The sequence below is a fragment of the Caballeronia concitans genome (assembly GCF_001544615.1).
GTDB classification, from domain to species: domain Bacteria; phylum Pseudomonadota; class Gammaproteobacteria; order Burkholderiales; family Burkholderiaceae; genus Caballeronia; species Caballeronia concitans.
Genome location: NZ_FCNV02000001.1, coordinates 1,110,403 through 1,122,528 on the forward strand (window position 1 = coordinate 1,110,403; position 12,126 = coordinate 1,122,528).

Annotated in this window: 12 protein-coding genes; 2 read left to right on the forward strand and 10 right to left on the reverse strand. The window is 65.1% G+C overall.

Annotated features, from left to right (window positions below):
- Positions 1–116 precede the first annotated feature (116 nt).
- Positions 117–911: a GntR family transcriptional regulator gene (locus AWB72_RS05175; RefSeq protein ID WP_084592728.1), complete on the forward strand. Its 795-nt coding sequence runs from the start codon at positions 117–119 to the stop codon at positions 909–911.
- A gap of 15 nt (positions 912–926) precedes the next feature.
- Here AWB72_RS05175 and AWB72_RS05180 read toward each other — a convergent pair whose 3' ends face one another.
- The 10 genes from AWB72_RS05180 to AWB72_RS05225 form a co-directional block, all read right to left on the reverse strand.
- Positions 927–1,460: a DUF2889 domain-containing protein gene (locus tag AWB72_RS05180; protein ID WP_052449706.1), complete on the reverse strand. Its 534-nt coding sequence runs from the start codon at positions 1,458–1,460 to the stop codon at positions 927–929.
- 98 nt (positions 1,461–1,558) lie between these two features.
- A complete protein-coding gene (locus AWB72_RS05185) occupies positions 1,559–2,329 on the reverse strand; it encodes a citryl-CoA lyase (protein WP_040048898.1) in 771 nt (256 codons plus the stop codon).
- A 16-nt stretch (positions 2,330–2,345) separates the two neighbouring features.
- Positions 2,346–2,846, reverse strand: coding sequence for a MaoC family dehydratase (locus AWB72_RS05190; protein ID WP_040048897.1), 501 nt, complete (start codon positions 2,844–2,846; stop codon positions 2,346–2,348).
- 11 nt (positions 2,847–2,857) lie between these two features.
- On the reverse strand, positions 2,858–4,021 hold the full coding sequence (locus tag AWB72_RS05195) for an acyl-CoA dehydrogenase family protein (RefSeq protein WP_052449705.1): 1,164 nt from the start codon (positions 4,019–4,021) through the stop codon (positions 2,858–2,860).
- Positions 4,014–4,763, reverse strand: a complete 750-nt coding sequence (locus AWB72_RS05200; RefSeq protein ID WP_040048896.1) for an SDR family NAD(P)-dependent oxidoreductase — start codon at positions 4,761–4,763, stop codon at positions 4,014–4,016. Before AWB72_RS05200 ends, AWB72_RS05195 begins: the two co-directional genes overlap by 8 nt.
- A 46-nt stretch (positions 4,764–4,809) precedes the next feature.
- On the reverse strand, positions 4,810–5,265 hold the full coding sequence (locus tag AWB72_RS05205; RefSeq protein WP_040048895.1) for a MaoC family dehydratase: 456 nt from the start codon (positions 5,263–5,265) through the stop codon (positions 4,810–4,812).
- Positions 5,266–5,300: 35 nt separating this feature from the next.
- Positions 5,301–6,509, reverse strand: a complete 1,209-nt coding sequence (locus AWB72_RS05210; RefSeq protein ID WP_040048894.1) for an acyl-CoA dehydrogenase family protein — start codon at positions 6,507–6,509, stop codon at positions 5,301–5,303.
- A gap of 39 nt (positions 6,510–6,548) precedes the next feature.
- On the reverse strand, positions 6,549–7,460 hold the full coding sequence (locus AWB72_RS05215; RefSeq protein WP_208863104.1) for an SDR family NAD(P)-dependent oxidoreductase: 912 nt from the start codon (positions 7,458–7,460) through the stop codon (positions 6,549–6,551).
- Positions 7,461–7,497: 37 nt separating this feature from the next.
- The gene (locus AWB72_RS05220; protein ID WP_040048893.1) at positions 7,498–8,700 is read right to left on the reverse strand and encodes an acetyl-CoA acetyltransferase; all 1,203 of its coding nucleotides are present in this window, start codon (positions 8,698–8,700) and stop codon (positions 7,498–7,500) included.
- 14 nt (positions 8,701–8,714) lie between these two features.
- A complete protein-coding gene (locus AWB72_RS05225; RefSeq protein ID WP_040048892.1) occupies positions 8,715–10,175 on the reverse strand; it encodes a 3-oxoacyl-[acyl-carrier-protein] synthase III C-terminal domain-containing protein in 1,461 nt (486 codons plus the stop codon).
- Between the two features lie 347 nt (positions 10,176–10,522).
- On the opposite strand from AWB72_RS05225, the gene AWB72_RS05230 reads away from it, so the two are divergent.
- The gene (locus AWB72_RS05230) at positions 10,523–12,079 is read left to right on the forward strand and encodes an acyl-CoA synthetase (RefSeq protein ID WP_087127887.1); all 1,557 of its coding nucleotides are present in this window, start codon (positions 10,523–10,525) and stop codon (positions 12,077–12,079) included.
- The last annotated feature ends 47 nt before the right edge of the window (positions 12,080–12,126 follow it).

The window sequence follows — 12,126 nt, forward strand, 5'->3', positions numbered from 1 at the left end:
GATCGAATGAACGTGACGGCATCGCGTCCGTGAGTCTTGCGACGACAACTTGTCGTCTGCTGCGAGACGCCGCATACAATCGATGCTTCTGCGAACCCGCGCCCCGCGCCTACGCAATGACGATTCAGCCAACGATGCGCGCGAAGCCCACCCACCATCCCGTCAGTCCCTCCATGCCGACCACCCGCTACGCCGAACTCGCGCAATCGCTCGTGAAGGCCATTTCCGGCGGGCAGTATGCGGTGGGAAGCCTCTTGCCCACGGAGCCGGAACTGGCCGAACTGCACGGCGTGAGCCGCCACACCGTGCGGGCATCGCTCAAGATGCTTCAGGACTTGGGCTACATCTCGCGCAGGAAATCGGTCGGCACGATTATCGAAAGCGCGAATCCGAGAACGGTGTTCACGCAATCCTTCGAGACGCTGGAAGACCTTACGCGCGTCGCGGCGACCGAAGTGCGCGCCATCGAGTCGGTGTCATCGGTCAAGCTGGATCGCGCGCTGGCCCGCAGTCTCGGAGCGCCTCCCGGCAGTCAGTGGATACGCCTTTCAGGTTTGCGCGTGGAAGGCGGGAAGCGGGCGGCGCCCATCGCGTGGGCGGACATTTATATCGATGCCGCGTTCGAGCATCTCGTCGACGAGATTCGCCGCCGTCCCGAGGAACTGGTCAGCGCGATCATCGAGCGTGACAGCGGGCAGCCGTTCGAGCAGATCACGCAGATCGTCAAGGGCGAATTGATCGACGCGCCGCTGGCAAAGCGTCTGCGCGTCGAAGCCGACACAGCCGGGCTGCGCATCATTCGCCACTATCGACGCCATGACGGCCGCATTCTCGAAATCACCGATACGCGTTATCCCGCCGACCGCGTCGCCGTTTCCTTTCAGTTGAAGCGAAACCGCGCGCCCGGCTGATTTCGCTTGCCGCTTTCAGTTCGCCGGCCGCCTGTGCATCGGCCAGAGGACCTTCATGGCTTCACCGTCCGCGCGATTCGTGTAGCAGCTATTGATGATCGCGGGCGGATTCATGGTTCCGGATTCATCGGCGGGACGGCGTCCGTTGCGCTCCACGCGGCCCACGGCGAAGCGTGTCTGCATCGCCGTATTGGCGATCAATCCCAGCAGTTCGGTCAGATGCGTGCAGCCGTTCACGCCGCCGACGACCGCCTTGATCTGCTTGCGAAATCCCGCGCCGATCTGCATGCCCTTGAGACCCGCATAAGCCGATTCGATGTCCACGCAATAAACGGTCGGCCCTGCCTCGATATGCGCCGACACGTCCTGAATCACCATCGCGGTATCGAGCGTCATGACGATGCGCATGTGATGGATCGGCTCGCCCGCCGGCACGAGTTTGAAGAGCAGGTCGGTCTCGATCGGCGTGATGTCGCGCAGTTCGCCCTCGACGTCGAAGAGGCCGTCGCTGCGAAGATAGCCGTTGCAGCTCATCGTGCGTGTGTGCATGAGCCGTCGTGTGACGGAGGATGTAGTCACGTAAGCGCTTCCTTTTCCACGAGTGAGAATGCGCTGCCCCGCGCGTTGGCGCGGGGCAGAAGGCGATGTCACGGCAGGACGTTGCGCGGATCGTCTCGCAACACGAGCTGCCAGGCTTCGCGGGCCATCGGCGCGCTCTTCTCTTCCATGATGTGGGCGAGAAGACCCGCCGAGCGGCCGACGAGCGACAGACCGCGCGCGATCAGCGGATCGAGACCCATCGCGGCGACGATGGCCGCGATCGCGCCGACCGCGTTCAGCGGAAGCGGCTTCTTCTGCTCTTGCGTGAGCACGTATGCAATCGCATCCATCAGCCGCCAGTGCACGTCGTAATAGCCGTTCTCGCGCGCGAGTTCGCGCAGCGTGGGCACGCGCGGGTCGCCGTCGATGTGAATCGGATGCCCCACGCCGTAAATCGCGCGACGCTGCTCCTTGTGCTGGCGGATCACATTGCGCGCGGCTTCGCGGATCTGCTCGTCGCCGGCATCGCCCGGCAGGCCTTTCGCGCCTTCGATCAGCATTTCGGCGGCGTTCTGCATTGTGCCGAGAAACACGCTGCCCGCGCCGAGCAGGCCCGCCGCGACCGCGCCCTGCAGCGCTTCCGGCGCGCCGATATAAGTCAGCCGGCCCGCGAGGGAACTCGGCGTGATGCCGTGATCCGCCGTGGTGACGAGCAGCGCATTGACCATGGTCTTCTCGCGCGGCTCGGGCTTGCGGCCGAGCGTCGTGAAAAAGATCATGTCGATGAAATCGAACTTGCCGATGATTTCCGTCGACAGATTGAGGCCGCGCACCATGATGGTATCGGTGGTCGTGTAGCCGATTTCGGTCTTTACCATGAGCTTGTCTCCCGCTTCACTGTGTGTTCGCCGGCGTGCGTCGCTTGAAGAGGCACGTGGCGGCCATCTCGGCGACGACTTCGTTGCGCTGATTGATCCCGCGACGCATGAACGCGATGATGCCGCGGTCCGGCCGGCTCGTTTCGCGCTGCTCGACCACTTCGATTTCCACGCGCAGCGTATCGCCGATGAACGACGGCTTCGGAAACTTCAGCCGGTTTTCGAGCACGCTAAAGAGCGCGCCTTCCATCAACTGATTCGGAATCGAGCGCGAAGTCAGCCCGGCCATGAACGATGCCACGAGCATGCCGTGCGCGATGCGCTGACCGAAAATGGTGCCTTTCGCGTACTCGGCATCGACGTGCACCTTGTTGAAGTCGCCCGTGAGCGCGGCGAACGCGGCCACGTCGCCTTCCGTGATCGTGCGCGAAGACGTGGTGTAGGTGGTGCCCGGCGTGAGATCTTCCCAGTAGATCGACGCTTTCGCGATCTCGTCGAGGACGTTGGTTTCGGTCATGCTGTGTCTCCTTAGGTCAGCGCCGAGATGCCGAGAATCTCGCGCCCGATGATGAGTGTCTGGATTTCCGTCGTCCCTTCCGGGATCATGCCGCCGCGCGTATCGCGGAAGATGCGTTCGATCGGAAGCTCGGTCGCGTAGCCCATGCCGCCGTGCACCTGAAGCGCGTGGTTCGCCACTTCGAAGGCGGCTTCGGTCGCGTAGAGCTTGGCAATCGAGCATTCCGTGCGCGCCGTGCCGTTCTGCATGGCGCGTGCAGCGCGATACCCCAGCGCGCGCGCGGCCAGCGTTTTCGCGGTCATATCGACGATATGCTTCTGCACCAATTGGAACGAACCGATTGCGCGCCCGAACTGCTTGCGCTGCTTCGCATACTCGATGGAAAGGTCCAGCGCGCTCTGCGCCGCGCCGACCGCGCCCATCGCCACGTTGAGGCGTCCGAAGTTCAGTCCGATCAGAATCTGCCGCAAGCCCGCGCCTTCCTCGCCGATCAGATTCGCGGCGGGAATCTCCGCGTTCTCGAACGTGAACGCGGCGGTGCCGGTGCTGCGCGCGAACATCGTTTCGACCGGGCTCACGTCGAACGTCGTCTCGCTGCGGTCGACGAGAAAGAGCGAAAGCGCGCCGTCGCAAGTCTCGCTAAACGTGCGCGCCACGACAATGCCGAAGTCCGCGAAGAGACCGTTCGTGATCCACAGCTTGCTGCCGTTCAACACGTAACGATCGCCGCGCTTGTCGGCGCGCGTCTTGATTTCGGCGACGTTCGATCCGACATCCGGCTCCGAGATCGACACGAACGTCTTGCGCTCGTTGCGCAGCAGCGGCCGCATGAAACGCTCTTTCTGATCTTCGGTGCCGTAGGCGTTGATGATGCCCGAGACGATGTTCAAGCCATTGAGCAGGATGCGCAGCGAGAGCCAGCAATAGCCGGCTTCTTCCATCATCACGGCCCACGTCAAATAGTCGATGCCGAGGCCGCCGTCCGCTTCGCTCAGGTGGCCGCCGAGATAGCCGAAATCGCCGAGACCGGTCAGCACTTCATGCGGGAAACGCTTGTCGCGCTCCGCCTGCTGAATGCGCGGCGTCACGTGTTGCTTCAGATAGCGGCGGATGTTGTCGCGCAGCAGTTGCTGGTCGCTGTCGAGGCCGTCGACGTCGCAGGCGAGATCAGCCATAGCGGCCTCCCGTCACGAAGAGCGTCGTGCCGGTGATATAGCGCGCGTGCTCGGAGGCCATGAAGGCGACCGCGCCCGCGATGTCGCTGGTTTGTCCGGCGAACGTCACCGCGTTCTTCGCGAGCGCGTTCTCACGGATGGTGTCGTAGTTCGGCAGGCTTTGAATGTATTCCGTTTCGATGAAGCCCGGCGCGATGGCGTTCACCGTCACGCCCTTGCGCGCCTGTTCGAGCGACAGCGCGCGCGTGAACCCGACGAGGCCCGCTTTCGCGCTCGAGTAGTTCGCCTGGCCCGGATTGCCGAAGAGCGCACGCGACGTGATATTGACGATGCGGCCCCAGCCCCGTTCATGCATGTGCGGCAGCACGGCGCGGCAGCAATGGAACGCGCCTTTGAGCGTGACGTTGAGCACGAGATCGAAGTCGGCTTCTTCCATCTTCAACAGCGTGCGATCCTTCACGAGGCCCGCGTTGTTGACCAGCACGTCCATGCGCCCGAACGCCTCGACGCCCGCGCCGACCATCTTGCGCACTTGCTCTTCGCTGCGCACGTCGCATTGCACGGCAATCGCCTTGCCGCCGTTCGATTCGATATGACGCGCAGTTTCCGTCGCGGCATCGAGGTCGAGATCGGTGATCACCACGGCCATGCCTTCACTCGCCAGCATGCGCGCCGTTTCCGCGCCGATGCCGCGTGCGGAGCCCGTCACGATCGCCACGCGATCTTTCAGTCCCAGATCCATTGTTGTTCCTCCATGACTCGTTGATTGGTTTGCGGCTGCCCGGATCTCAGGGATAGCGCCGCATGATCGATTCGGCGACGCAGACCGGCTTGGTCGCGCCTTCGCGCTCGACCGTCATTTCGATCTTGATCTGCGCGCCGTCGTTATCGAGCGGCTCCCACGAGAGCAGCCTGAAATGCGCGCGCACCAGGCTGCCCACCGGCACCGGAGCGGGGAAGCGCACTTTGTCGAGGCCGTAGTTCACGCCCATGCTGCTTTCGACGATATGAAACGCCGTCGACGAGAACACGGGCAGCAGGCTCAGCGTGAGAAAGCCGTGCGCGATCGGACCGCCGAACGGGCCGTTTTTCGCGCGCTCGGGTTCGACGTGAATCCACTGATAGTCGCCCGTTGCGTCGGCGAACAGGTTGACGCGGGACTGCTCGATTGCGATCCAGTTGCTCGTGCCGATCACTTCGCCGACGAGCGGCCGCAAATCGGCAATCTTTTGATAACTCTTCATGCGGATTCCTCGAGTTCGATGTCGTGTGCTGGTTGTCAGAACTGGAACAGTGCGCGTGCGACGATGCCGCGCTGGACTTCGCTCGTGCCGCCGTAGATCGTGGAGGCGCGGCGGAAGAACATTTCGTTCGCGAGACCGCGGCCGTGCTCCTGCATCGGCAGCGCTGCGGCGCTTTTCTCCTGGGGTCCCGGATACGCGATCGCCCCGTGATCGCCGAGCGATTCCACCAGGAACGCGCTCAACTGCTGTTGCAGCTCGGTGGCGCGTATCTTGAGAATCGAGCCCATCGCGTGCGCGGCGGAACTGTGGTCCTGTTCGAGCGCGGCCACGCGCTGCACCATCATCACGATGGCGTTCGTCTCGGCTTCGAGGCGCGCGAGCCGCAAGGCGAAGCTCGTGCGCTCGAAGAGCGGCCGCTCGCCGTCGCGCGCGCGCACGGCCAATGACCGCAGCTGCTTCAGATAGCGCCTGAGCACCGGCAGGTCGGCGGTCGATGCGTGCTCGTTGTTGAGCAGGAACTTGGTGATCGCCCAGCCTTCGCCCTCGGCGCCCACGCGGTTCGATACCGGCACGCGCACGTTGTCGAAGAACGTCTCGTTCAGGTGATGACAGTCGTCGATGCTGCGAATCGGGCGCACGGTGATGCCGGGCGTCTTCATGTCGACGAGAAGGAAGCTGATGCCGGCCTGCTTCTTCGCGTCCTGATCGGTGCGCACGAGCATGAAGATCCAGTCGGCCCGATGCGCGTAGCTCGTCCAGATCTTCTGGCCGTTGACGACATAGTGGTCGCCTTCGTCGTCCGTGACCCGATCCGCGCGCGTGCGCAGCGATGCGAGGTCGGAGCCCGAGCCCGGCTCGGAGAAGCCCTGGCACCATTGACGCTCGCCGCTCAGGAGCAACGGAAGATGCGCGGCTTTCTGCGCCGGCGTGCCGAACGCGTTGAGCACGGGACCGAGGAGCTTTTGTGCACCGCCGTCCTGAGTCGGCGCGCCGGCCGCGATGCACTCTTCGTCGAAAACGAGACGCTCCTGAACGCTCCAGCCGGGACCGCCATGCTCGGCGGGCCACGAAGGCGTGCCCCAACCCTGTTCGTTGAGGATGCGCTGCCAGCGCGTCACGTCCTCGCGCGCCGAACGCGTGCCGGTGCGCAGCGGGCGAACGAGGTCCGCGGGCAGGCGTTCGCGCAAGAAGGCGCGCACGGTCTGCCGGAAGGCCTCGAGGTTTCGATCAGGCTGGAAATCCATGTCTGCTGTTCCTTTGCTTGGGGCTTCGCGCGGCCTTGGTCAGACCGGGTCCCAGGCGAAGACGTCGCGCGAGAGTTCGAGCGGGAAGAACGATTTCTCGAACATCGGAATGGCGCGCTCCACGCACGATTGCACCGTCCAGCCTTCCGCCGTGTGCGCGGTGCGGATGGGGCGGGGCTGCGAGAACAGATAGATTTCGTTGTTGCGCACGCCGAAGATTTGACCGTTGACGTGCTTCGCCTGGTCGGTGAGCAGGGCGAGCGTGAACGGCGCGATCTTGCCCGACTCCATCGTCATGTAGACCTTCATGCGCTCTTTCGCTTCGTCCGATTCGGTCGGCACGCTGCCGACCATGCGCGTGAACGCGAACGGGGCGATGCAGTTCGAGCGCACGTTGAAGCGCTGCATGTCGATGGCGATGGACTTCGACAGCCCCACGATGCCCATCTTCGCGGCGGCGTAGTTGGCCTGGCCGAAGTTGCCGATCAATCCCGAGGTCGATGTCATGTGCACGAAGGCGCCGCTTTCCTGCGACTTGAAATGCGGCGCGGCCGAGCGCGACACGTTCCACGTGCCTTTCAGATGCACGCGCACGACGGCGTCGAATTCGTCTTCGGTCATGCGGTGAAACACCGTGTCGCGCAGATTGCCCGCGTTGTTGACCACGGCGTCGATGCGGCCGAAGGTATCGAGCGCTTGCTGGACGATCTTCTGCGCCGACGGCCATTCGGCCACGCTGTCGGTATTGGCGACGGCTTCGCCGCCCGCCGCGCGGATTTCGTCGACGGTCTGCTGCGCGGGGCCGGCGCTGCCGCCCGAGCCGTCGATGTTCACGCCGATGTCGTTCACGACGACGCGCGCGCCCTGACGCGCGGCCTCGCACGCGATGCCCTTGCCGACACCGGCGCCCGCGCCGGTCACGATGACAACCTTTCCTTCGAGCAAGCCCATTGTGTACTCCTCCTTGAGTCGGAATCCTGACGATCCGTTATGAGTGGTGCAGCCCCAGCACGCCGATGGCCGCGATGCCCTGATACGGGACGCCGCCCAGGTTGTGCGTGAGTCCGATGGCGGGCGACTTCAACTGGCGTTCGCCCGCGCGGTCCTGCAACTGGTTGTAGATTTCGTAGGCCATGCGCAGGCCCGACGCCGCGATGGGATGGCCGAAGCATTTCAGGCCGCCGTCGATCTGGCAGGGCACGCCGCCGTCGCGGTCGTAGAAGCCGTCGAGCACGTCGTGCACGGCGCGTCCGGCTTCGGAGATGAAGAGGTCTTCCATCGTCACCAGTTCGGTGATGGAGAAGCAGTCGTGCACTTCGATCAGGTCGAGCTGTTCGCGCGGATTCGTGATGCCGGCCTCGGCATACGCGCGTTGCGCCGCGTTGCGCGTGTTGCGCACGTGGCTGCCGTCCCACACGTTCGTCGTCGATTCGATGCCCGAACTCACGCTCAACTGAATGGCCTTGATCGTCACCATGTCGCGGCGGCCGAGCGCGCGGGCGATTTCCGGCGTCGTGACGATAGCCGCCGCCGCGCCGTCGCTGACGCCGCAGCAATCGAAGAGGCCGAGCGGTTCAGCGATGATCGGCGCGCCGAGAATCTGCTCCATCGTCACGGCTTTGCGCAGATGCGCCTTCGGACTCAGCACGCCGTTCTGATGGCTCTTCCACGACACGCGGGCCAGCGCGCGCTTGAGTTCGTCCTTCGCGATGCCGTGCCGCGTGCGATAGCCGTCCGCCAGTTGCGCGAAGCCCGCCGGCGCGGAGCCGAGCGGCAGCCACAGGTCGTTCATGGTGCCCTTGTACGTGGGCGGCAGCCCGCCGTAGCCGGTGTCCTTGAGCTTCTCCGCGCCGATGGCGAGCGCGATGTCCACCGCGCCCGAAGCGACCGCGTACGCCGCGCCGCGCAGCGCCTCGGTGCCCGTCGCGCACATGTTCTCCATGCGGCTGAACGGAATGCCGTCCAGCCGCAGCGCGAGCGAAGCCGGAATGGCCGAGTTGCCGACGTTCACCGCGTCGAGACACGAGCCGTACCACGCCGCGCCGATCTCGTTGCGGCCGATGCCCGCGTCCGCGAGCGCTTCGTCGAATGCTTCCGCCAGCAGGTCGTGCGTCCCCGCGTCCCAGCGCTCGCCGAACCGCGTGCAGCCCATGCCGATGATGGCGACCTTGTCCTTGATACCGTTTGCCATGATTGTCGGCTCCGTTATGCCGCGAGCGGCGTGGCTTTCCAGAAATAGCGCGGATAGTTGCGCGCCCGGTCGATGTCCTTGATGCGGAACACCATGCGCAGCGGCGTGCCGACATCGAGACCGGCGGCGCCGACATCGGTGACTTCCATGAGCACGCGCGCGCCGTTGTCGAATTGCACGAAGCCCACGTAAAGCGGCGGGGCGGGGTGGTAGGAGAGCCAGTCGGCCGTCATGGTCAGGACTTGCGCGCTGACGTCGTAGAGGGATGTCGGCTCGAACTGCGCGGCGGGCGCGTTGCAACTGGCGTTCACGCAATACGCGAGCTGCGGGAATTGCACCGTGCCGCAGCAGCCGCACTTGCCCGCGACGAAGCCGCCGAGCTGATGCGCGCTGCGGTATTGCTCGGTGAACGCGGTCTTGACCTGCTTCTCGGCGCGCATGCCCCATTCGAGGTCGATGGCGTTGTCGTACGAGAGCATGCGCAGATAGTCGCCGTGCACCTGCGCGTCCGCGATGGCTTGCCTCACGCCCCGGCGCGGTTTGAACGACGCGATGTTGTCCGTCGCCTTCAGCACGAGCACGTCGCAGCCCTGGCCGAAGCCCGCGACGACGATGAGATCGCCGGGTTTCGCGCGTTCGAGCGTGGCGGCGAGCATGAGACACGGATGCGCGGCGCCCGCGTGGCCGCATCGTTCGTCGAGATGGTCGGCGACGGCATCGGCTGCAATGCCGATGCGCTTCGCCACGGTCGCGCCCACGCCCTTGAGCGGCGCGGCGAAAACGAAATGGGCGATGGCGTCGGCCGGCACGCCCGCGTTGTCGAGCGCGGCCTTGACCGCGGCGGGGACGATCTTCGCGTAGCCTTCGTCGCGAATCCAGCGCTCTTCCCAGTAGTAGTCGTACTTGCCGTCGGCGGCGCGGAAATGATCGACGAAGAGCGCCGTTTCGCTCGCACTGCCGACGAGTTCCGCGATCACGCCTTCGCTGCCGAGCGTGAACGCAGCGGCGCCCGCGCCGTAGGTGAGTTCCTGCGCGCTGGCGGGCTTCGCCGACGGATGATCGCTCGCGACGAACAGCACGTTCTCGCGCGCCGCGAGCAGGTGGTTCAGCAGGCCGCTGACGCCCGCGCGCTGCGATTGCCCGATTTCGAGCGTGCGCACGCTGGCCGGAAGCTCAAGCGCGCCGGCGACGATGCTCGCGCTTTGCAGATCGGCGAAGGCGGGGCGCGTGGTGGCGAGCGTCAGCGCGTCGATGCCGATGCGCTGACGCTGATCGAGCGCGTCGCGGGCCGCTTCGACGGCCATCGTGACGCTGTCCTCGTCCCAGCTGCAGAAAGCGCGTTCGCCTTTGGGCGATGCGCCGGCCGCGCCGCTAATCCAGCGATGCGCGTCGGCGATCGCCGCGCGTTGCATGCGCAGGCGCGGCACATAGCCGCCGTAGCCGGTGATGCCATAGGGGATTGGCGTTCGGGTCATGCTTACCTCGCGGTCTCGTATGCGTGATGGGTCATGCTGCCGGGCGGATCAGGGCGGTCCGGGACGACACCCGTGTGATCGAATCATCGCTAGCGGCCCGCGCGCGGCCACTCCCCGACGCGGGGGGCGATGACGACGGGACTTAAATCACGGGCGGAAAAGGCGCATGACGTGCATGAGGCGCACGCGAAAAATCGAAGCGGAACTTAAGCGCGTGCTTCGTTTCGATGCCCCCTGAGTCGAGGGGGCGGCGCTTTCGAATCGCGGGCGCAATATGGGCGCAGACGATACTTTCCATTTCAGGGCGGCGCGTCCCGACGTGGAAAACACCAACGGAGACGATTCAGATGTACCTGACCCAATGCCTTCATCGCGCGCTTCAGCAATATCCGCAACGCACGGCGACCATCTTTCGCGGCCGCCGGCGCAGCTACGGCGAGTTGAGCGATCGCGTCGCGCGCCTCGCGGGTGCGCTGGTGGGCCTTGGCATGGCGCCGGGCGACCGGGTCGCCATGCTCGCGCCGAATTCGGACCGGTATGTCGAGTACATGATGGGCGTGTGGTGGGCGGGCGGCGTGCTCAATCCCATCAACGTGCGCTGGAGCGTGCCGGAAATCGTCTATTCGCTCGATGACTGCGACACGCGCATCCTTTTCGTCGATGAAGCGTTCCAGCATCACGTCGATGCCATCCGCCGGCGCGCGAAGCATCCGCCCACGCTGATCTACGTCGGCGACGGCGCGGCCCCGGACGGCATGCTGTCGTTCGAGACGCTGATCGGCACGACATCGCCCATCGACGATGCCTGGCGCGGCGGCGGCGATCTCGCCTGCATCATGTACACCGGCGGCACCACGGGCTTTCCGAAAGGTGTGATGCAGACGCATCTGAACCTGTGGTCCGGTTGCGTGCCGCGTCTCGCCGAGATGCCGCAGCCGCCCAACAGCGTGGTAATGCACGTCGCGCCGCTGTTTCACATTGCCGGGCTGGGGCGGGTCGTCACGCAGTTCCTCGCGGGCGGCACGCACGTGCTGGTGCCATCGTTCGACGCAACCGAATTGCTCGCGACCATCGAACGCGAAGGCGTGACCGAATCCGTGCTCGTGCCGACGATGATTCACGCGCTGCTCACGCATCCCGACATCTCCCGCTATAACCTGAAGAGCTTGCACAGGCTCTACTACGGCGCGTCGCCGAGCGCGGGGCAGATGGTCGAGCAGTTGCTCGCGCAGCTTCCGGGCATCGAGCTTTCGCACAGCTACGGGCTGACCGAGACGTGTCCTGTCGTGTGCAGCAATCCACCCGAGAATCACAGCGAGGCGGCCCGCCGCAGCGGATTGTCGCGGTCGGTGGGGCGCGGCGGGATCGGCGTGACCATTCGCATCATGGACGGCGAGGGACGCGAAGTGCCGCGCGGCACGGTCGGCGAGATCGTCGTGCGCGGACCCAATATCACGCCGGGCTACTGGAACAAGCCGGAGGAAACGGCGCGCGCCATGCGCAACGGCTGGTCCCGCACCGGCGACGGCGGCTACATGGACGAGCAGGGCTACGTGTTCATCGTCGATCGGATCAAGGACATGATCGTGAGCGGCGGCGAGAACGTCTACTCCGCGGAAATCGAGAACGTGATCGCGCGCCATCCGGCCGTGGCGATGTGCGCGGTGATCGGCGTGCCGCACGAGCATTGGGGCGAGGCGGTGCATGCCGTGGTCGTGCTCAAGCCCGGCGCGCAGTTGGACGAAGACGCGTTGCGCGAGCATTGCCGCGAGTTCGTCGCGGGCTACAAGTGTCCGAAGTCGGTGGAGTTTCGCACCGCGCTGCCGCTCTCGGGCGCCGGCAAGATTCTCAAGAAGGATCTGCGCGAACCGTATTGGAACGACACGCCGCGCGACGCGAAATAGCAAGCCTCTTCGTTCTATGCCGCTCGCGATAGCCGCCGATCAACGCA